The sequence below is a fragment of the Bacillus sp. hwrm1 genome, assembly GCF_040207805.1.
In the GTDB taxonomy this organism is placed as follows: Bacteria; Bacillota; Bacilli; order Bacillales; family Bacillaceae; genus Bacillus; species Bacillus velezensis.
In genome coordinates this window covers 770,482-790,055 of record NZ_CP157943.1, presented here as the reverse complement: position 1 = coordinate 790,055, position 19,574 = coordinate 770,482, and the positions used below count along the sequence as shown (strand labels likewise).

The 19,574-nt window shown below is 48.5% G+C and carries 21 protein-coding genes; 7 read left to right on the top strand and 14 right to left on the bottom strand.

Annotation, left to right across the window (positions count from 1 at the left end):
- The first annotated feature begins 19 nt into the window (after positions 1-19).
- Together ABK447_RS04050 and ABK447_RS04045 are read left to right on the top strand one after the other, a co-directional pair.
- Positions 20-697 carry a response regulator transcription factor gene (locus ABK447_RS04050; RefSeq protein WP_015240551.1) on the top strand — a complete coding sequence of 226 codons (678 nt, stop codon included), beginning with the start codon at positions 20-22 and terminating at the stop codon, positions 695-697.
- Positions 694-2,049: a cell wall metabolism sensor histidine kinase WalK gene (locus ABK447_RS04045; RefSeq protein ID WP_007410068.1), complete on the top strand. Its 1,356-nt coding sequence runs from the start codon at positions 694-696 to the stop codon at positions 2,047-2,049. Before ABK447_RS04050 ends, ABK447_RS04045 begins: the two co-directional genes overlap by 4 nt.
- A 26-nt stretch (positions 2,050-2,075) precedes the next feature.
- On the opposite strand, the gene spxO is transcribed toward ABK447_RS04045, so the two are convergent.
- Positions 2,076-2,240, bottom strand: coding sequence for an anti-adapter protein SpxO (gene spxO, locus ABK447_RS04040; protein WP_003151811.1), 165 nt, complete (start codon positions 2,238-2,240; stop codon positions 2,076-2,078).
- 178 nt (positions 2,241-2,418) lie between these two features.
- Here spxO and ABK447_RS04035 point away from each other — a divergent pair, with 178 nt between their 5' ends.
- Positions 2,419-3,294 carry a TetR/AcrR family transcriptional regulator gene (locus ABK447_RS04035; RefSeq protein WP_025285243.1) on the top strand — a complete coding sequence of 292 codons (876 nt, stop codon included), beginning with the start codon at positions 2,419-2,421 and terminating at the stop codon, positions 3,292-3,294.
- A gap of 36 nt (positions 3,295-3,330) precedes the next feature.
- Here ABK447_RS04035 and fumC read toward each other — a convergent pair whose 3' ends face one another.
- Positions 3,331-4,719, bottom strand: a complete 1,389-nt coding sequence (gene fumC, locus ABK447_RS04030; RefSeq protein WP_007410064.1) for a class II fumarate hydratase — start codon at positions 4,717-4,719, stop codon at positions 3,331-3,333.
- A 67-nt stretch (positions 4,720-4,786) separates the two neighbouring features.
- Entirely contained in the window at positions 4,787-4,972 is a 186-nt protein-coding gene (locus ABK447_RS04025) for a YvzF family protein (protein WP_003151806.1), read from the bottom strand.
- A gap of 116 nt (positions 4,973-5,088) precedes the next feature.
- On the opposite strand from ABK447_RS04025, the gene ABK447_RS04020 reads away from it, so the two are divergent.
- The 3 genes from ABK447_RS04020 to ABK447_RS04010 are packed head-to-tail and all read left to right on the top strand — an operon-like array spanning position 5,089 to position 8,715.
- Positions 5,089-6,531 (top strand): spore germination protein, encoded by a 1,443-nt coding sequence (locus ABK447_RS04020; RefSeq protein ID WP_012118404.1) that lies wholly within the window; start codon positions 5,089-5,091, stop codon positions 6,529-6,531.
- Complete coding sequence (locus tag ABK447_RS04015; protein ID WP_040238898.1) at positions 6,506-7,606, top strand: spore germination protein; 1,101 nt, start codon at positions 6,506-6,508, stop codon at positions 7,604-7,606. The genes ABK447_RS04020 and ABK447_RS04015 overlap by 26 nt, the downstream gene beginning before the upstream one ends.
- Entirely contained in the window at positions 7,603-8,715 is a 1,113-nt protein-coding gene (locus tag ABK447_RS04010; protein WP_040238897.1) for a Ger(x)C family spore germination protein, read from the top strand. The genes ABK447_RS04015 and ABK447_RS04010 overlap by 4 nt, the downstream gene beginning before the upstream one ends.
- A 42-nt stretch (positions 8,716-8,757) precedes the next feature.
- Here the strand turns inward: ABK447_RS04010 and ABK447_RS04005 are convergent, their stop codons facing one another.
- The 11 genes from ABK447_RS04005 to ABK447_RS03955 form a co-directional block, all read right to left on the bottom strand.
- A complete protein-coding gene (locus ABK447_RS04005; RefSeq protein ID WP_007410060.1) occupies positions 8,758-9,390 on the bottom strand; it encodes a response regulator transcription factor in 633 nt (210 codons plus the stop codon).
- Complete coding sequence (gene liaS / locus ABK447_RS04000) at positions 9,368-10,450, bottom strand: two-component system sensor histidine kinase LiaS (RefSeq protein WP_015418185.1); 1,083 nt, start codon at positions 10,448-10,450, stop codon at positions 9,368-9,370. Before liaS ends, ABK447_RS04005 begins: the two co-directional genes overlap by 23 nt.
- Positions 10,447-11,178 (bottom strand): cell wall-active antibiotics response protein LiaF, encoded by a 732-nt coding sequence (liaF, locus tag ABK447_RS03995; protein WP_003151794.1) that lies wholly within the window; start codon positions 11,176-11,178, stop codon positions 10,447-10,449. Before liaF ends, liaS begins: the two co-directional genes overlap by 4 nt.
- A 26-nt stretch (positions 11,179-11,204) precedes the next feature.
- Positions 11,205-12,074 carry a DUF4097 domain-containing protein gene (locus tag ABK447_RS03990; RefSeq protein ID WP_060674109.1) on the bottom strand — a complete coding sequence of 290 codons (870 nt, stop codon included), beginning with the start codon at positions 12,072-12,074 and terminating at the stop codon, positions 11,205-11,207.
- A gap of 105 nt (positions 12,075-12,179) precedes the next feature.
- Positions 12,180-12,857 carry a stress responsive protein LiaH gene (gene liaH / locus ABK447_RS03985; protein WP_053574092.1) on the bottom strand — a complete coding sequence of 226 codons (678 nt, stop codon included), beginning with the start codon at positions 12,855-12,857 and terminating at the stop codon, positions 12,180-12,182.
- Between the two features lie 13 nt (positions 12,858-12,870).
- Complete coding sequence (locus ABK447_RS03980; RefSeq protein ID WP_007410056.1) at positions 12,871-13,251, bottom strand: protein liaI; 381 nt, start codon at positions 13,249-13,251, stop codon at positions 12,871-12,873.
- A 166-nt stretch (positions 13,252-13,417) separates the two neighbouring features.
- Positions 13,418-14,686 (bottom strand): MFS transporter, encoded by a 1,269-nt coding sequence (locus ABK447_RS03975; RefSeq protein ID WP_094031266.1) that lies wholly within the window; start codon positions 14,684-14,686, stop codon positions 13,418-13,420.
- 164 nt (positions 14,687-14,850) lie between these two features.
- Positions 14,851-15,420 (bottom strand): cob(I)yrinic acid a,c-diamide adenosyltransferase, encoded by a 570-nt coding sequence (locus tag ABK447_RS03970; protein WP_007613687.1) that lies wholly within the window; start codon positions 15,418-15,420, stop codon positions 14,851-14,853.
- The gene (locus ABK447_RS03965; RefSeq protein WP_221664068.1) at positions 15,417-16,643 is read right to left on the bottom strand and encodes an ATP-binding cassette domain-containing protein; all 1,227 of its coding nucleotides are present in this window, start codon (positions 16,641-16,643) and stop codon (positions 15,417-15,419) included. Before ABK447_RS03965 ends, ABK447_RS03970 begins: the two co-directional genes overlap by 4 nt.
- The gene (locus tag ABK447_RS03960) at positions 16,640-17,686 is read right to left on the bottom strand and encodes an iron ABC transporter permease (protein WP_094031268.1); all 1,047 of its coding nucleotides are present in this window, start codon (positions 17,684-17,686) and stop codon (positions 16,640-16,642) included. Before ABK447_RS03960 ends, ABK447_RS03965 begins: the two co-directional genes overlap by 4 nt.
- On the bottom strand, positions 17,649-18,593 hold the full coding sequence (locus tag ABK447_RS03955) for an ABC transporter substrate-binding protein (protein ID WP_012118415.1): 945 nt from the start codon (positions 18,591-18,593) through the stop codon (positions 17,649-17,651). The genes ABK447_RS03960 and ABK447_RS03955 overlap by 38 nt, the downstream gene beginning before the upstream one ends.
- Before the next feature lie 187 nt (positions 18,594-18,780).
- On the opposite strand from ABK447_RS03955, the gene ABK447_RS03950 reads away from it, so the two are divergent.
- Positions 18,781-19,572, top strand: coding sequence for an SDR family NAD(P)-dependent oxidoreductase (locus tag ABK447_RS03950; RefSeq protein ID WP_094031269.1), 792 nt, complete (start codon positions 18,781-18,783; stop codon positions 19,570-19,572).
- The last annotated feature ends 2 nt before the right edge of the window (positions 19,573-19,574 follow it).

Below are 19,574 nucleotides of genomic sequence, written 5' to 3'. Positions count from 1 at the left end.
TGAAAGGATGTGAAATGCCTTGTCATACACCATTTATCTAGTTGAAGATGAGGATAACCTGAATGAACTGCTCACAAAATATTTAGAGAATGAAGGCTGGAACATTACATCTTTCACAAAAGGCGAAGATGCCAGAAAGCAGATGCAGCCGTCTCCCCACTTGTGGATTCTTGACATCATGCTTCCGGATACGGACGGCTATACATTGATAAAAGAAATAAAAGAAAAAGATCCCGATGTGCCGGTCATTTTTATTTCCGCGCGGGATGCCGATATTGACAGAGTCCTCGGGTTGGAGCTTGGAAGCAATGATTATATCGCCAAGCCTTTTTTGCCGAGAGAACTTATTATACGGGTCCAGAAGCTGCTCGAGCTCGTGTATAAAGAACAGCCCGCCGCAAAGAAAACCGGCATCACCGTTTCTTCCTACAATGTGATCGAAGATGCCCGAGAGGTTTATGATGAAACCGGCTGCCTGGTCAATTTGACGTCTAAGGAATTTGATCTGCTGCTTTTATTTCTTCACCATAAAGGACACCCCTTTTCCAGAGAAGATATCCTGCTGAAAATATGGGGCCATGATTATTTCGGCACTGACCGGGTGGTCGATGATCTTGTGCGGAGGCTGAGAAAAAAAATGCCCGGGTTAAAGGTTGAAACCATTTACGGATTCGGCTACAGGATGATGACGTCATGAAAAATAAGCCGCTTGCTTTTCAAATATGGGTGGTCATCTCAGGCATCCTCTTAGCCATTTCGATTCTGCTTCTCGTGCTGTTCTCAAATACGCTGCGTAATTTTTTCACGGATGAAACGTATACGACCATTGAAAATGAACAGCATGTACTGACGGAGTACCGGCTGCCCGGATCGATCGAGCGGGGATATTACAGCGAGGATGCGACCGCGCCGACGACTTTCCGATCCGTTCAGCACGTTCTTCTGCCGGAACGGGAGGAATCGGCCAGTGACAAAGACTTGAACTACTTTTCTTCTTCCTTTATCCATAAGGTGTACAAGCTCGCGGGCCGCCAGCACAGCGTCACGAAACGATACAGCGCGGACATCAGCGGTGAAAAAGTATTTTTCGTCATTAAAAAAGGCCTCACCATTAACGGCCAGGATGCGATGATGCTGTCTTACGCCCTTGATTCTTATCGTGATGATCTGGCATTCACCCTGTTCAAGCAGCTGCTCTTTATCATTGCCGGCGTGATTTTGTTAAGCTGGATTCCGGCGATTTGGCTTGCCAAATATCTCTCGCGCCCGCTCGTTTCCTTAGAGAAGCATGTCAAACGGATTTCAAAACAGGATTGGGATGATCCGGTCATCGTCGACAGAAAAGACGAAATCGGAAAATTAGGCCATACCATTGAAGACATGCGGAGCAAGCTGGTGCAAAAAGATGAAACGGAAAGAACGCTCCTGCAAAATATCTCTCATGATTTAAAAACGCCTGTCATGGTGATAAGGGGCTATACTCAATCAATAAAGGACGGGATTTTTCCTAAGGGGGATCTGGAAACCACAATTGATGTCATTGAAGGCGAAGCAGAAAAACTTGAGAAGAAAATTAAGGATTTATTATATTTAACGAAGCTTGATTATTTAATGAAGCAGCGGGTGCACCATGAGACATTTGACATTGTGAAGGTCACGGAAGAAGTCATTGAACGGCTCAAATGGGCCCGGAAGGAATTATCGTGGACCGTTGAAACAGAAGATGCATTAATGATGCCCGGTGATCCGGAGCAATGGAGCAAACTTCTTGAAAACATTCTCGAAAATCAAATCCGCTATGCAGAAACGGCGATTCACATTCGGATCAGCCAAAATCAGCAGCAGATTGTCATGACGGTTAAAAATGACGGGCCTCCGATTGAGGATGAGATGCTATCCAGCTTGTACGAGCCTTTTAATAAAGGGAAGAAAGGCGAGTTCGGCATAGGACTCAGCATCGTAAAACGGATTTTAACCCTGCATAAAGCATCAATTTCAATTGAAAATGACCAATCGGGTGTAATCTACCGAATTATCATACCAAAGTAGACTGTAGTGTTTCATTGCAGTCTTTTTTATGTGAAGGAATAGCCGTTAAAATCTCTGTAGTTTGCTTTCAGCGGTTTTTGGCATTGATGAACCCATTTCTTTTCACAAATTGTCTTTTTCGGATATTTCACCTTTTCGACTTTAATTCCTCTGTTTCGCAAGCGGCTGATCATTTCATCTAATTCTTTCATTTTCAGATTCACCCTTTCGCCAGAACTTTGACCATTCGGTCAGCTCACTTTATAATATAAATAAAACAAAACAAAAAAACAAGTTACAATCAGGTTAAATTTACGGAATATCAATATGACCATATAGTCATACATGAGAAGCACAAGCCAGCCTCCTGGCTCCGAAAGGGTGGAACCATTGAAGGAAAAAGAAAAGCTGATCATTGAAGCAGCAATTAAACTGTTTGCCCGAAAAGGGTACAAATCTACATCGGTTCAGGAAATCGCCGATGAATGCAAAATCTCAAAAGGCGCTTTTTATCTAAACTTTCCTTCCAAAGAAGCACTGCTTCTATCCATGCTGAATTACTACTATGATAAAACGTTTACCCGAATCACGACGATCCAAACGGAGGGTGACAGTCCGAGAGCCGCTTACCAAAAACAGCTTGCGGTGTTTTACGAATCGATTCTCGCCCATCAGGATTTTATAACCGTGCAGATGAAAGACGGTTCACTTCCTTATACCGAAGAAGCGGCGCAGTGCGGAAAGAGAATCCGCCGGTCGATCCTGCAGTTTCATATCGACAGTCTTCTTGCGATTTACGGAGAAAAAGTTGAACCATACACAGCCGAGCTTTGTTTTTTAATAGAAGGAATCAGTCAGATGTATCTTGAATATCTCATTCTGACCGGCCGGTCCGTACAGCCTTCGCTTTTGGCAAATACCGTGATTCACAGAATTGATGACATCGTAAACGGAATGGCGGACAGACATGATGAAGCGTTTATTTCTCTTGATGAGGCAAGCTCACTGTTTGGCCCCCTTCATAACGGGCAGCCCGATCCTTTAAGCCAATCGATCTTGCAGACCCTCCGCACGCGCATCGGCACGATGGACAAGACGCAAGCATCTGAATTCACCGAGAGCTTGGATATTCTGGAAGCGGAAATGAAGAAAAAGTCGCCGAAACCGGCAATCATCAAAGGAATGATTTTGAATTTGAAGGAATCCGACCTGCTGGCTGAAGATGCAGAACAGCTCAGATTTTTACTGAAACAGCAGTTTATTTAGAATAACGGCCGCAATGACTGCAGCCGTTCTTTCTTTTTATGCTTTCGGGTGCACCATATCTTCCGGACGCACCATTTCATTAAATTGTTCTTCTGTCAGAAGGTTCAGCTGTAATGCCGCTTCTTTCAGCGTCAAGCCTTCTTTGTGGGCAAGCTTGGCGATTTTCGCGGCGTTTTCATAACCGATGTGCGGGTTAAGCGCCGTAACAAGCATTAATGAGTTAGAGAGATTTTCCTGAATCGTCTCTTGGTTCGGCTCAATACCGACAGCGCATTTGTCATGGAAGGAATTCATTCCGTCACTGAGCAGCTGCACGGTCTGCAGGAAGTTATAAATGATAACCGGTTTGAAGACATTCAGCTCGAAGTTTCCTTGGCTGGCCGCAAATCCGATTGTCGCGTCATTTCCCATCACTTGCGCGGCGATCATTGTCAGCGCCTCACTTTGCGTCGGGTTGACTTTGCCCGGCATGATAGAGCTTCCCGGCTCATTTTCAGGAATGACGATTTCGCCGATTCCGCAGCGCGGGCCGCTTGCCAGCCATCTGACATCGTTGGCAATCTTCATCAGGTCGGCAGCCAATGCTTTTAACGCGCCGTGAACGTGAGTGATTTCATCATGACTTGTGAGCGCGTGGAATTTGTTAGGCGAACTCTTGAATGTCTGCCCCGTTACTTTTGTGATTTCTTCCGCGACGAATTCACCGAACTGCGGATGGGCGTTGATTCCCGTGCCGACTGCCGTGCCTCCGATGGCAAGCGCGCGGATTTTTTCCGTTGACTCAAGAATCATTTCTTTCGAACGGTCAAGCATGTATACCCAGCCGCTGATTTCCTGTCCGAGCGTCAGCGGAGTGGCGTCCTGCAAATGCGTGCGTCCGATTTTCACAATATCCTGATAAGCTTTCGCTTTTTCATCAAGCGTCGCGCGCAGCTGATCAAGCGCCGGAACGAGCTGCTCATATACGGCAAGAACCGCCGCAACGTGCATCGCCGTCGGGAATGTATCGTTTGAGCTTTGGCTGCGGTTGACGTCATCATTCGGATGAATCTTCAGCTCGGAATTTTTTTCTTTCAATAAAGCAGTCGCACGGTTGGCCACCACTTCATTCATGTTCATGTTGCTTTGCGTGCCGCTTCCCGTCTGCCAGACAACGAGCGGAAAGTTATCGTCGTATTTGCCGTTTAAAACATCGTCACATACAGCGGCAATCGCCTGTGCTTTTTCAGACTCTAAGTTGCCGAGGCGTTCGTTGGCGATCGCTGTGCTTCTTTTCAATATTGCAAACGCCTTCACAACACGCTGAGGCATTTTTTCCGAACCGATTTTGAAGTTCTCTTTGCTGCGCTGTGTCTGAGCGCCCCAAAATTTATCTGCCGGAACTTTAACTTCTCCCATGGTGTCTTTTTCAATTCTGTAGTCCATTTATGTATCCCTCCATAACAGTTGCTTCACCCTGAGTATTATTCGCCAGTAACAGATGAAACCCTTTTTATTTTTCGGCCTTGGCCGTTTTTAATTTCAGCTCAAGATAGACGCGCGAATCCTTTGAGTATTTATACTTCGGATTTGTTTTACGGTATTCTTTCGACGTGTAAGCCACTTCGTAATGCGCTTCAAATGATTTGATGAGCTGTTCAATTTCTTCGGCATTTCCTGCCAGTCTGACTTGTGCCACATCTCTCCTCCGCTTTCATAAAAAAACTTGTACCATTAAATACTTTATCATAGTATATCATTTTTTTAACAGGAAAAGATAACCTCAATTAAGGATTGGAAGGCGGGTGACTGTCGATGGCGCAATCGGAATTCAAGGAATACATACACGTTAATCTGGCACTGGTGCTTCCCCACGTAGAGCAGAATGATGACCTGGTTCAAAATAAAAAGATGCTTCCGAACGGGCTTGTTTTTTATTATATGTATCTGAGTGAAATGAACGACGAAGACAAAATAAAAGAGGCGATTGAAACGCTGCTTCAGGAGGAAGACACTCTGACGCTGGATACGGTGACGAAACGTCTTGATAAGATCGACGCCCGTCCCGTCTTTACGTCGAAGGAAGCCGTCATCTCCATTCTGCGGGGAAAATGCGCCGTGTTTATTAACGGACTTGACAGCGTATACATTTTGTCCACGGGAAAAAGAGAAAAAAGAAGCGTGAATGAACCCACATCCGAAAAGGTCGTAAGAGGTCCGAAAATCGCCTTCATAGAAGATTCTGACACAAACGTCGCCATGATCAGGCAGCGCACGAACCATCCGAAGCTGAAAACGAAAAAGGTTCCGATCGGAGAAAATAAGTTAAAATACGCCACGGTCATGTACATAGATGATAAGGCGGACCCGTCTGTCGTCAGCGATGTTGTAAAGCGCCTCAGCGAAGTGAAGATGGACGACATCCAGGATTCCGGAACGCTTGAGGAGCTTATTGAGGATAATAAGTATTCGCCCTTTCCGCAAATACAAAATACGGAACGGCCTGATAAAGTCTCTTCCGCCTTGTTCAACGGCCGCGTCGCCATCCTTGTCGACAACTCGCCGTTTGCGCTGGTGGTTCCGGCTTCTTTAGGAATTTTAATGCAGTCTCCCGATGATTATTATGAACGGTGGATTTCCGCCTCGCTCATCCGGGTGCTGCGGTTTACGTCTATTTTTATTACGCTGTTTTTTTCGTCCATTTATATCGCCCTCGTTTCGTTTCACCAAGGGCTGCTGCCGACATCGCTTGCAGTCACCATCGCGGCGAACAGAGAAAACGTTCCCTTCCCGCCTATCATTGAAGCGATGGTAATGGAAATTACGATAGAGCTACTGAGAGAAGCGGGCTTGAGGCTTCCCAGCCCGCTCGGCCAGACGATCGGATTGGTGGGCGGAGTCGTCATCGGCCAGGCGGCCGTTGAAGCGAATATTGTCAGCTCCATCATGGTCATCGTGGTCAGCATTGTCGCGCTCGCTTCATTTACGGTGCCGCAGTACGGGATGGGTCTGTCGTTCCGTGTGCTCCGTTTCATTTCGATGTTTACCGCGGCAGCTTTCGGGCTGTACGGCATGATTTTATTTATGCTGGCGATCTACACTCATTTATCGAGACAGCGAAGCTTCGGTTCTCCGTATTTCTCGCCGAATGGATTTTTCAGCTTAAAAAACGCAAACGACTCTATTCTCCGTCTCCCTATTAAAAATCAACCAAAAGAGGCGAAAAACGTAAATGAGCCAGAAAACAACTCACAATAAGCTTACAAGCTATCAAGGGACAGCATTGATTTCAAACACGATGCTCGGCGCGGGACTCCTCACCATGCCGCGGGCGCTGTCATCAAGGGCAAATTCGCCGGACGGCTGGATCGCGTTATGTCTGGAAGGCGTCATCTTTATCTTTTTGATTTATCTCAATACGCTCATTATGAAAAAGCATCAGTACGGATCATTATTTGATTATATGAATGAAGGACTCGGCAAATGGGCGGGAAATATCGTCAATCTTATGATCTGTCTCTATTTTATAGGAGTCGCCAGCTTCGAAGCCCGGGCGATGGCGGAAATGGTCAAGTTCTTTTTATTGGAAAGAACGCCCGTGCCGGTTACGCTGTTTATCTTTATCGCCTGTTCCGTTTATTTAATTATCGGCGGCATGAGCGATCTCGGCAGGCTCTTTCCTTTCTATTTAACGATTACGATCATTATTTTGCTGGTGGTGTTTTCTTTCAGCTTTAAAATATTTGATCTGGACAACCTGCGGCCGGTGCTCGGACAGGGGTTTTCTCCCGTTATCGCCTCCTTGACCGTCGTTTCAGTTTCCTTCTTGGGAATTGAGATTATGCTGTTTCTCCCCGAGTACCTCAAAAATAAAAAGCACACATTCCGCATGTCGGCCATGGGCTTTGGCATCCCGATTATTTTATACATCATTACGTACGTTCTCGTCGTCGGCGCCTTAACCACACAGGATGTCAAAACAATGATCTGGCCAACGATCGCGCTCTTTCAATCATTTGAAATCAAAGGGCTTTTTATTGAAAGGTTCGAGTCCTTTTTGCTTGTTGTCTGGATCATCCAATTTTTCGCCACCTATGTCTCGTACGGGTATTTCGCGACATCAGGCCTGAATAAAATTTTCGGGCTGAAGCAGAAAAAGGGCGTCATCTTCGTAGGCATCGCGACATTCTTGGGGTCATTGATGCCAAAGGATGCGAACAAGCTGATGCTGTTCAGTGATATTCTCGGCTATATCTTCTTGGTTTTCTTTTTGCTGCCTTTACTGATGTTTGGAGTCGTCGCTGTGAAAAGGAAGGTGAAAAAAGCGCAATGAGGACATACATCGTAATCATCCTTTGCACATTGCTTTTGGCCGGCTGCTGGGACAGCCGCAATTTAGAAGACTTGAGCCTCGTTATCGGAGTCGGGCTCGATAAACCCGAGGAAGAAAATGTGGAAGTGACACAGCAGATTCTGGTTCCGCAAAAAGCAAGTTCCCAGCAGTCGTCGTCAGGCGATACGACAAAGGTGACTTCCACTCCCGGGGAAACCGTCCATCAAGCTTTAAGGACGGCATCGTTAAAAAATCACCCCGCATTCTCCCAGCACTTGCGCATCATGCTGTTTTCCGAAGCGCTGTTAAAGGATCACATCCCGCTTGACGCATTGATGAACCAATTTATCAGGGACAACGGTACAAGAAGAAGCTGCAATGTGATGACGGTGCCGGATAAAACGAAAGATATTTTCAAAATCAGTGACCAGGGAGAACCTGCGTCAAATACGATCTATGACTTAACGGAGAATAATGCGGTCACCATCCGGATGATGGAGCCCGTGACATTGGGGGAAATATCAGAGAAAATCGCCAAGGGCGAGACCTTTGCCCTTCCTCAAGTGCGCCAAGTGGGCAGCAGACTGGAAATCTGGGGCGCTACCATTATTAAAAATAAATTCTGGTATGCGAATTTAACGCCTTTACAAGTCCAGAATATGAACCTGTTCACAGGCACGGTAAAGGGAGGCGTCACGTTTGCAAAGCATGACAATCATTATTTATCCTTCGAAGTATTTTCCAGCAAATATAATGTAAAAACAATATATAAACACGGAAAATTCAAGTTTATCGTTACCCGGTTTGTTGAAGGCCGTCTGTCTGAGGATTGGAACCCGAAAGAAGATTCCTTCAAAGAGTCCTATATAAATGAAATCAAAAACGCGGTAAAACGCAGCATTCATTCAGATGTCATGGCATTCATTGATTACATGCAGCATGAGTTGAAAGTGGATATTACCGGGTTAGGCGATCAAGTCCGGATTCATTATCCCGATAAATGGAAAAAGATATCCTCTGACTGGGATCATCACTTCAGTGAATCGGATATTGAATACAAAGTCAAAGTCGCCATCAGGGATTTCGGAACAAAGGGAATGTCCCAATGACCCCGTCCCTCGGGAGAGTGTGCTGGCGCCGCTCTCCTTTTCTTATGTCACGAGATGATTGCGGTGGGCATATACGGCTGCCTGCGTGCGGTCACTGACATCAAGCTTTGACAATATATTCGTAATGTGGGTTTTCACCGTTTTAATCGTAATGAACAGCTCTTCACCAATCTCTTTATTCGTCTTGCCTTCCGCGACGAGACAGAGGATTTCCAGTTCTCTTTTTGTCAGCGTTTCATGCGGAAGCTGATTCTCTGAATGGCGCAGCCTTGACAGCACTTTTCCCGCCACCTTCGATTCAAGCTTCGGTTCGCCCTTGGCAGCCGCTCTGATGGCTTCGGCTATTTCTGCCGCCTTGGACGTTTTCAGCAAATAGCTGAGCGCTCCCGCTTCGATCACCGGATACACTTTGTCGTCATCAATGAAGCTCGTCAGCACGATGATTTTCGGATCATTGAGTGTCGCGCAGATCTGTTTTGTCGCTTCGATGCCGTCCATGCCGTCCATGACAAGGTCCATTAAAATCACATCCGGCAAAAGCTTTGCGGCCAGATCGACGCCCTGCTGCCCGTCTGATGCTTCACCGGCGACTTCAATGTCCGGCTGTGCTTCTAAAAATGCGGCCAGACCCATCCTGACCATTTCATGATCATCAATCAGTAACACTCGAATCACTGTCGTTCTCTCCTTTTGTTTTCTGATAAATCGGGACTTTCACGTCGATCTGCGTGCCTTTTCCCTTTACGGAGATAATTTCCGCTATGCCGCCGATTTCACTCGCTCTTTCCTTGATGGAATGCAGGCCGTATGAGGATGCTTTCACTTGATCCATCGTAAAACCCGCCCCGTTATCAATGACTTTAAGCTGCAGTTTTTGATGTTTCGCGCCGAGCCTGACGGTGACCTTGGTCGCCTTTGAATGTCTGAAAACGTTGGAAAGCGCCTCCTGCACGATCCGGAACAGATGGTCTTCAACGCCTTTTGACACACCCGTATCGCTGATGTCCCAGTCAATATCCAGCGGCTGCTTCGCTTTGAACTCTTTTAACAGCTCAATCAGCCCTTCTTTTAAGCCTTTTCCTTCTAAAGTGACGGGCCGCAAATGCAATAGCAGCGCTCTCATCTCGTTTTGCGCTTCCCCCGCCATATGTTCAACCATGCGAATCCGTTTGACGATTTTGTCATCCGCATCTTTCACCTGCTCTAAGACGGCGGATGTCATCATAGAAATGGCAAAGAGCTGCTGGCTGACGGCATCGTGCAGATCGCGCGCCAGCCGCTGGCGTTCTTCAGTGATGACCGATTTTTTCATTTGATCCTGCCATTCCGCCCGTTCGTTGGAGAGCTTTTGCAGCGATGTGACCTGGAGCTCGACCCGCTTGGCCATTTCGTTGAGCTGGTCTGCCGCCAGACCGATTTCATCATCGCCGAGCGGCGGCACCCGATAAGCAAAATTACCGTTTTCAAATTTCAAAACCGCTTCAATCAGTGTATCCATTCTTGTTTTAAGGCGGCCGCCATATACATAACCGGAAATCAACCCCGCCGAAAGAGACGCCAAAAGCAGGATGACCACAAACGGAATACCGAACCAGCCGGAAGAAAACAGCAGCATCGGGTCAAGCCCGTAATACAGCAGCATCAGCGTAATAAACACCGCGCAAAGCAGCAGACTGAGTCCCGCAGTCATCCGCATGGCGCGCCACTGAATATTGGCGAGTAATTTTTTCCTCATAAATACTTCACATCCACATCGCCGATGAATAACGAAATTGAAATTTTAATCCGCCGCGGCGAGTCGCCGTACTCAGACGATACTTTATACAGATTCGGGCTCATGCCGCTTTTCTTAGAGCCGAGCAGGTTCATATCGCCGATAAAAGCCGATGAACTGACGGACACTTCGATATCCGGCGGGACGTACACATCGACATTGCCGATGACACCGCTGATGGTCATCGTGCTTTCTCCTTCGGGAATCATCGCTTTTGACAAATCAATTTTCACATCGCCGATGAATCCGGAAACATTTAAATCATTCAGCTCAAACGGGTCCTTCATCATCCGGAGCTCGCCGATAAAAAAGCTGCGGAGGTCCGGCTGTCTGCTTTCCGTCTGGGCGGAAGGCTTTGGCTGCTCTTCTTTTTCAAGATTGATTTTCTTCTCTTTATGTTCATACACGCGCTTTCCTTTCAGGAGCCTGTAGCCCGCGTATATGAGAAAGGCGGCGAAGGCATAGCCGAACAGGTTAAAGGTGGCGCTGAACAGGTTCCTCAAAAATAAAAAAGCGGCGAAGATATACAGGACGGAGCCGAGCCAGCCGCGGGAATATTTATTAAAAATATAACCTGTGATCAGAAAAAAGAGCGGCCAAAACAAGAAGTCGCCGATGCCGATAATACGCAAAAACATGCTGACGCCTAATAAGGCGATGATAAGTCCGAGAATCTGTTTTTTTGCCATCAGCTGCTTGCCCCTCCTTTCCTTGACTATTGCAGTGCAATATTGCCGCTCGTCACTTTTATATCAATCGGCCTGGCGCCGCTGCCTTTCATGCCGGTAAATGCCCCGCCTTCCTTACTCGTTTTCTCAAAGGAATAAGACGGCCGGATCCTTCCGCTTGCCGTCTCGGCGTTCACCGTAAAACTTCCGTCTTTCGGCAGGGTGATCGCTGCGCTGCCGCTCGCAAGCCTGACGGATACGGGAGCATCCGCCGTCTCAAGCGAGGCGTCGACACTGCCGGAAGCGACCCGCACGTCAAGGGCGCCCGACACATGTTGAAGCCCGACATGTCCCGAGGATAAGCGGACAGCCCCCGTTTTTGCCGCAAGGCCTGCTGCTGTGAGATTGCCCGACAGCCCCTTCGCTTCAAACACATCCGTCTTCACGTGCTTCAGCGACATGTTCCCGCTTACAGAACGGACGCCGAGGTGCGCAAGAGACAGCCCCTTGTTTCCGTCGACGGCAATGCTGCCGCTTGATGTATGGACGGTGATGTCCCGATGATAATCATACGGAATGCGGACAATCAGCAGAGGGCGCTGAAAGAGATTCAGAAATTGGAACCCTTTCTCCTTCGCTTTAAGATTGAGGGTCTTTCCCCTGCTTTGGACAAACATTTTCCCCGCCGGTCCCGTCATGTTTGCCGCGATATCATTCCGCGCTTCCGCGATGATTTTTACATCCGTCTGTTCCGATGAAACCGACAGGCTGTTGACGGCACGCGGCGGTATGCTTGCCGATTCCGCTTCTGTTTCGTACAGCGGAAAAAAACGCCCGGCAAACACTTCTTTCACCAAAAACAGACAGCAGATCAGAACGGACGCCGCCATCAGTCCTTTGGCAATCTTACGCTTCATTACGTTCCATCCTTTTTCATTCATTTTATTATAAAGGAAAAGCCGGAGAATTGATACGTGCGTATAGGGAAGAGGCGTAAACGCGCCGATCTTCCCTTGTGCACATTATTCATGAGCCGCTTTTTGACGCTCCGTTTTTTCCAGAGAAAGCGAGCGCATTTTTTCAATCTCAGCTTCCACCTCGTCTGAATATTGGGAGCGGCTGTATTCTGTGTTCGCCTCAGCTGAAGTGCCGTATTTGACGCGGACTTCCATTTCTTCAATGCGGCTTTCCATTCGAAGGAACTCTCTGTAGGCGCTTTCGCTGTCAATTTTGTCGAAAGAAGCGTTCATATGTTCCTTCGCATTTGCCGCGTTCGCGCGGGCGATGAGCGCCTGTTTTTTATCCTTTACGTCGCGGAGGCGCGTTTCTAAAGTTTCCAGCTGCTCTTTCAGCTCTGCCAGCTGTGTTTTCGCCTGCTCATACGCTTTTTCATGTTCGGCCGCTTTTCCCTCAAGGTATTTCATTTCAGAGAGGGCCTTTTTCGCCAGCTCCTCTTCCCCGGCGTCAAATGCAAGCTGAGCCTGGTTTTTCCGTTTTGCCGCCGTTTCGGAGGCGTCTTCCTGTTTTTTCTTAAACTGATGGACGATCGTATGCTGTTTGACAATCGTTTGTTTCGCCTTAGCGATGTCACTTTCCATATCACGCACATATTGATTCAGCATGACTTTCGGATTTTCTAATTTATCAAGCCCTTCGTTAACAGATGCGACGAACATATTTCTTATTCTTTTTAAGACCATTTTGTCTTCCTCCTTATTTTTTCTTCAGAAATTCTTCCCATTCAGAGTCAAATCCGGATTGATAGCCCGGTGATGCCGCTTCCGGTTCATACTGGCGGGAAGCGGTATCTGAGCCGCCCTGCTTCATCATCTTCCACCCGAAATACACCATGGCGCCGGCCAGTCCGATCGCAACGATAAATGGAAGAGAACCGACGAGAATCATAGCCCCGATGACGCCCGCGATGATACCCGATACCGCCCGGCCTTTTGAAAAACGTTTGATTCCCCAGTAAAGCATCAGGCCTCCGATCGCCAGCGGGATGATAAATGCGAAATGGCCTCCTCCGAAAAAGACAGAAAGTCCGAACACAATCAGCAGAAAGCCGCCTGCCGTTTTGCCATTTATATTCATGCAGATCCTCCTTTCGTTTTCCTTGTCTTTACTATAAACAAATCCCGCGGCCGGCAAAACGAGTCAGAGATTGATTTTCATATCAGACCGGAGTCGTATAAGCCCCCGGACCTTCGCATAAAAAAACGCCGCTGCACCGGACGGCGCAGGGCGTTTTACGAAAAATCTATATTCTGATGCTCGCTTCTTTTTCCCTGATGAGATCTGAGCGTTCGGCTTTGGCGAGCTTCGTAAAGAACAATATTCCGAGACCGGACAGGACTTCAACGAGACCGCCGGCGGCAATGACTTTTCCGGGACCGAAGGCGTTAGCCGCGTATCCGCAAAGAACCGCGCCGAGCGGAATGGATATGTTTGAGATCATATGGATGACGGCATAGACTTGCGGCTGGTCATCATGGTCCACAGACGTCTGAATAATCGTATATTCCGGCACATTAATCGCGCTGACGGCAGATCCGAACGCAAACGCGGCGAGGAAGACGAGCGGCAGAAAAGTGTTGAGGCCGGTGATGAAAAATGCCGCTCCTTCTATGATTCCCGCTGACACAAACAGGAGACCGTATTTGTTCACCTTCACCTTAGCCAAAATAAAACCCATTAAAAAGGCTCCGCCCGTGCCTGTCGCTTTCAAAAGCGAGTAGATAATCGGCGGCATGTTTAAATCTTCGGCGACATAAACGGCAGAGAGCGCCTCCCACGGAGCGGCCGCAAAATTCATGAAGATACAATAGATGGCGAGCGGGTATAAAATCTGGTGTTTCCTGACAAGAACGAAACCCCGTTTGAGCCTTCCGAAATACGTCCCGCGCTGTCTGACGGCGACTGTATCCTGTTTGGCATGCTGGACTTGGTATGACATAAAGAGTACGAGAAAACCTGATAGAAGATAGAATATAAGAGCGATAAACAAAGAATAAGCGGGACTGATAAATGTTAAGAACACCCCGCTCAGCGTAATGGCGGCAAGCCTGACGATCTGGCCTGATGACTGGATGACCGCATTCGCTTTCTGCAGGCTGCTTTCTCCGACAATATTGGGGATTAATGAGATAGATGCAGGATTATAAGCGGCTCCCGTGGCTGAATGCACAATCATGAGAAGCATGACAAACCATAAAGGAGAAAAACCGTTAAAGTAACAGACCGGAATGATCAACACGACCGCCGCGCGCGTCAGGTCGGAGAAATACATCCAGAATTTCAGCGTATGCTGCTTCATAAAAGGCCCGGTAATCGGCGCCAGCATCGCCTCCGGAAGGAACGTGACCGCAATGAGCAGGGACGTGCCGATCGCGCCTTCCCCGTCAAAAATCAAAAACCACAGAATGGAATTAAAGGCAAAACCGTCGCCTGACAATTTAACCAGCCTTGAGATAAACAGAAGGGTGAAATTTTTATTCCAGATGCTCTCGCTCTTATTATATGTATCCATCTATCAAATCCCCCATTATTTTACAATGTTTCTTATAATATCTCATTTTTTAATTTTTCAGTCAATAATGCATAAGATACATTTTCCTCTTGTCAATAAAGGTTCAATTGATGGATATCTCTATAAAAAAACAGCCGGCTTGCAGCTGCCGGCTGAACAAAACGTTATTCATCATCACGGAATACCGCGGCGCTTCTTTCATACTCTATATCCTGAACGCCTTGTCTTGCGTTGACCGCTCTTGCCGCCGCGAAAAAATAATCAGACAGGCGGTTCAAGTAACGCATCACCGTATCATTTATCTCTTCTGTTTTGCCGAGTTTGACGACGAGACGCTCAGCCCGTCTCGTGACGGTCCGCGCGATGTGAAGCTGAGCAGCCGCCTTATGCCCGCCCGGAAGAATAAATTTCTCAAGCGGAGGCGCTTCAGCCGTGTAACGGTCTATGCAGTCTTCCAATGCGGAAATAGATGTCTCTCTTAATGTATAGCTTCTATGTTCAGTGACCGTCGCCAAGTCGCCGCCGCAGTCAAACAGCTCATGCTGAATGTTTCGGAGTTCGGCTTTCACATCACCGCAATTCTCACAATCATCAAGCTCCGCAAGCGCAAGCCCGATAAAGCTGTTCAGCTCATCAATCGTCCCGTAGCTTTCAACCCGCAGACTGTCTTTATCCGTTCTGCCGCCGATCAGGCTTGTCTGTCCTTTATCACCGGTTTTCGTATACAGCTTCATCGTTGTATTCCTCCTTCTTCCGCCGCTTTTACACATGCCGCGGTTCCTCTTCTGACGGCTCTTTCCGCGTGAGGGACGTCTATTGCCTCTCCTGTCTGCAAGGCACAAATGACAATGTCGCCTTTTGCCAGTCTGCCGGAAAGAGCCTGCATTCTCGCTTCAGCCGCTGCCGTTAACAGCCGTACAAATCCCTGTTCCGATAAACGTCCGCTGATCAGCACCCAAACGGTATGCTGCGCAGTCACGGCAATTGTGACCGAATCAAACGTACGGCAGATCAAACCAGCGGCCGCTGAGCCGGAAAGCCGGCGGCTCCACGAAAAGCCCGGGCCGTCAGATGCGGTTGACAACATTCTGAACGGCCGTTCTGTATGAAGCGTTACGGTATTTCCGCTTTTGTTTATCAAAGAGGCGAACGGAACGCCGGCGGGCTCTCTTTCCTCCTGCGCTTCCGGCATGAAAGCGATCAGCGGTTTCGGCGACGATTGCTGGGCAACAGCTCTGACGGTGATGCCGTAAATGTCTTCAATCGTCTCTTTTTTCAAAGCCTGATCCGGCGTCTGCTTCGGAAAAGCGCGTCCGTCTTTCATCATCAGGAGCTGATCACAATATTGGCCTGCGGCGTTTAGGTCGTGAAAAATACTGATGACCGTCAGGCCTCTTTCTCTCGTCAGCCGCTTCACCGTATCAAGCAGGTCTTTTTGATATTTGAGATCAAGAAAGGTCGTCGGCTCATCCAGACACAGCACCTCAGGCTGCTGAGCCAGCGCCTGCGCCAGATAGACGCGCTGCCGCTCTCCGCCGCTCAGATTGCGGACGGATTGCTGCGCATATCGGTCGATGCCCGTCATTTCCATCGCTTCCCGGACAATGTCTTCGTCATGTTGATCCATCTGTCTGAAGAGTCCTTTTTGATACGGGTATCTGCCGAAGGACACTGTTTCCTTAACGGTAAATGTAAAAGCCTGCTCCGTATGCTGCGGCAAAACGGCCATGATTTTCGCAAGTTCCCGCGGCTTGTATCCGCCGACGGGCCTGCCTGCTACGAGCGCCTCGCCTTTTGACGGAGAGAGCATTCCCGTCAGCAATTTCAACAGCGTTGTTTTTCCCGAGCCGTTCGGACCGAGTATGCCGACAAATTCACCTTTTCCGGCGGTAAAGCTGACATCTTCCACAATCATCCGGCCTCCGTACCCGCCGGACAGGCTGCTCACCCTGATCATAAGCGTTTCCCTCCATGATGCTGGCGAAGCAGAATCAAGGCAAACACAGGCGCTCCCGCCAAAGCCGTCATAATGCCGATCGGCAATTCGACAGGCTCAATGACGGTGCGGGAAAACAAATCCGCCAAAATGAGAAACCCGGCGCCCGTCAATGCTGACAGCGGCAGTAAATGGCGATGATCCGTCCCCCACAAAAGCCGTGTCACGTGGGGAATGACAAGACCGACAAATCCGATCGTCCCCGAGACGGCAACCGCTCCTCCCGTCAGCAGAGATCCGGCGGCGATCATCAGCCATTTTCTTTTTCCCGTACTGACGCCTAACAGCCTTGCCTTTTCTTCTCCATAAGTCATAATGTTTAATTCTGTGCCATTGATAAGCAGAAGCGCCGTCCCGGCCAGAAAAAAAGGCAGAAACAGCGCGACATAGCCCCAGCCCCTCATTGACACGCTTCCTAACAGCCAGCGGACAATCGGGAGCAGATCATTGCCCGTTAAAGCGATCACAAGCGATATGAGAGCTCCGAGAAAAGAATTCATGATGATGCCTGTCAAAATGAGCGTCGAAACCGACATCGACGCATGAACGAGGCGGCTGAAAAACAGAACCGCCGCCATGACCGCAATCGCTGCGGCAATGCTGACAACCGGTAGTGTGAACCGGCCGATGACGGGAATCTGAATGCCGAAAAACAAGGTGATAACGGCTCCCGCCGAGGCTCCCGAAGATACCCCGAGTGTATAAGGGTCGGCGAGCGGATTTTTCAGAAGTCCCTGAAACGCCGCTCCCGCAATGGATAACGCGGCTCCGACAAGGGCAGCCAGAACGACTCTCGGCAGGCGGATATTCATCATAATATTTACATTCATAGGATCAGCCGAGGATGTCCGGCCGATCCCGATCCAAAAAACGTCGGATAAAGGAATATGCAGACTGCCGATTGAAATGCCGAGTGCCGTACAAACGGCTAAAAACAGCAGGCTGACCGTGTAGGCCAGCGGGCGGTTACTTTTTAAACGTTTCAGGATAAACGCTTTCTGCAAGCTTCTCGACCCCTTTGACAAGGCGCGGGCCTGAGCGTGTGACAAGGTCGGGATCAACAGAATAGACATTGTGGTGTTTGACCGCATTGACGGCACCCCAGCCGGCGCGTTTTTCCACTTCAGCGGCCTTTACGCCGTCTGTCGTAATGATGACGTCCGGATTCATTTTGACAATCGCTTCATCCGTCAGCTGAACCCAGCCGGTCTGGCTGCCGGCGGCGTTTTTCGCGTGTATATCTTCAAGCATTTCGTTCATAAACGTGCCTTTCCCCGTCGTGTAGCCGTCAGGAGACACTTCGACGAATACTTTCTTTTCGTCTTTTTCAGAAATGGCCGCCGCTTTCTTTTCTATGCCGGAAAGGTCGGATTTCATCGATTTGATCAGCTTATCCGCCTGCTTTTCTTTGCCGGCCGCTTTTCCGATCATGCTGATTGATTTGTACACATCTTGGAACGATTGCGCATCATTGACCGTTAAGACGGTGATGCCCGCATCTTTCAGTTGCTTCATCGCATCGGCGGAAGCGGACATAGAGGACGCGTGGGCAAGCACGAGATCCGGCTTCAGCGCGATGACTTTTTCAGCGTTCACATTCATATCTCCGACTTTCGGTTTTTTTACCGCTTCTTTCGGATATGTATCATTTGTCGTGACGCCTGCGACCTTATCTCCCAGTCCGAGCGCGTATGTAATTTCCGTATTGCTCGGCATGAGGGAAACGATTTTTTCCGGTGCCTGCTTTATGGTTACTTTTTCGTTCGCGGCATCCTTAATGGTTACCGGGAATGCTTCGGTTGAGACGGCTTTTTGTTTGGCCGCGCTTCCTTCTTCCTGTGCGCCGGAACAGCCGGCGATCACAAAGGCGGTGACCAAAAGCGCCGCCCAGACGGCAGTGATCTTCTTCATTCTTTTAACTCCCCCTGATTATGGTAAACGATTGTCTCTTTGACATTCGTATCCTTTTTTCGCAGTAATTATACTATAAGTCTTTAAGGCTTGTATATCCGGCCTTTTTGCATGAAAGCAAATTGTTCGTACACACTAAAATTCATCATGTATACTGTTACACAATGGTGTAAAAAGGAGGATTATTATGGAATTACAGCTTGAACGAAAGCTCGTGTTGATTACAGGATCAACCTCAGGCATCGGAAAAGCTGCGGCAAAAAGCTTTATAGCCGAAGGCGCCGAGGTGATTATAAACGGAAGAAAAAAAGAAACTGTGGAACAGACGGTTGAGGAGCTTTCCGCTTACGGAACGGTTCACGGCATCGCTGCGGATTTATCGCGTCAGGATGAGGCGGATGACTTGATAAAGCGCGCCGGCGGAATCGGGGAAGTCGATATTCTCGTCAATAATCTCGGTTTTTTTGAAGTAAAAGACTTCGCTGAGGTGTCTGATGACGAATGGACTCGGTATTTTGAAGTGAATGTTATGAGCGCCGTGCGCCTGTGCCGGCGTTTTCTGCCGCAAATGCTCGAGAGAAACAGCGGACGGATTCTGAACATCTCCAGTGAAGCCGGTGTCAAACCGCTTGCGCAAATGATTCCGTATTCAATGACGAAAACGGCGTTAATCAGCTTGTCCCGGGGAATGGCGGAAATGACGAAAGGCACAAATGTCACGGTCAACTCCGTGCTGCCGGGACCGACATGGACCGAAGGCGTCGCTTCTTACATGGAAGGAGCCGCAAAGGCTGCCGGAGAAGACACAGACAGCTTCGTCCGGGATTATTTTAAAGTGAATGAGCCGACATCTTTGATTCAGCGCTATGCAACCCCGGAAGAAGTCGCCAATACGATTGTATTTCTCGCTTCATCAGCGGCTTCTGCCATTAATGGCACCGCACAGCGGGTTGAAGGCGGCATCATCCGCTCCATTTAACA

Bases quoted from the DNA above. Each gene is read 5' to 3' on its own strand.
- ABK447_RS04045 (WP_007410068.1), top strand. From the start codon at position 694: ATGAAAAATAAGCCGCTTGCTTTTCAAATATGGGTGGTCATCTCAGGC.
- spxO (WP_003151811.1), bottom strand. From the start codon at position 2,240: ATGAAAGAATTAGATGAAATGATCAGCCGCTTGCGAAACAGAGGAATT.
- fumC (WP_007410064.1), bottom strand. From the start codon at position 4,719: ATGGACTACAGAATTGAAAAAGACACCATGGGAGAAGTTAAAGTTCCG.
- ABK447_RS04020 (WP_012118404.1), top strand. From the start codon at position 5,089: ATGGCGCAATCGGAATTCAAGGAATACATACACGTTAATCTGGCACTG.
- ABK447_RS04015 (WP_040238898.1), top strand. From the start codon at position 6,506: ATGAGCCAGAAAACAACTCACAATAAGCTTACAAGCTATCAAGGGACA.
- ABK447_RS04010 (WP_040238897.1), top strand. From the start codon at position 7,603: ATGAGGACATACATCGTAATCATCCTTTGCACATTGCTTTTGGCCGGC.
- liaS (WP_015418185.1), bottom strand. From the start codon at position 10,450: ATGAGGAAAAAATTACTCGCCAATATTCAGTGGCGCGCCATGCGGATG.
- liaF (WP_003151794.1), bottom strand. From the start codon at position 11,178: ATGGCAAAAAAACAGATTCTCGGACTTATCATCGCCTTATTAGGCGTC.
- ABK447_RS03990 (WP_060674109.1), bottom strand. From the start codon at position 12,074: ATGAAGCGTAAGATTGCCAAAGGACTGATGGCGGCGTCCGTTCTGATC.
- liaH (WP_053574092.1), bottom strand. From the start codon at position 12,857: ATGGTCTTAAAAAGAATAAGAAATATGTTCGTCGCATCTGTTAACGAA.
- ABK447_RS03980 (WP_007410056.1), bottom strand. From the start codon at position 13,251: ATGAATATAAATGGCAAAACGGCAGGCGGCTTTCTGCTGATTGTGTTC.
- ABK447_RS03975 (WP_094031266.1), bottom strand. From the start codon at position 14,686: ATGGATACATATAATAAGAGCGAGAGCATCTGGAATAAAAATTTCACC.
- ABK447_RS03970 (WP_007613687.1), bottom strand. From the start codon at position 15,420: ATGAAGCTGTATACGAAAACCGGTGATAAAGGACAGACAAGCCTGATC.
- ABK447_RS03965 (WP_221664068.1), bottom strand. From the start codon at position 16,643: ATGATCAGGGTGAGCAGCCTGTCCGGCGGGTACGGAGGCCGGATGATT.
- ABK447_RS03955 (WP_012118415.1), bottom strand. From the start codon at position 18,593: ATGAAGAAGATCACTGCCGTCTGGGCGGCGCTTTTGGTCACCGCCTTT.
- ABK447_RS03950 (WP_094031269.1), top strand. From the start codon at position 18,781: ATGGAATTACAGCTTGAACGAAAGCTCGTGTTGATTACAGGATCAACC.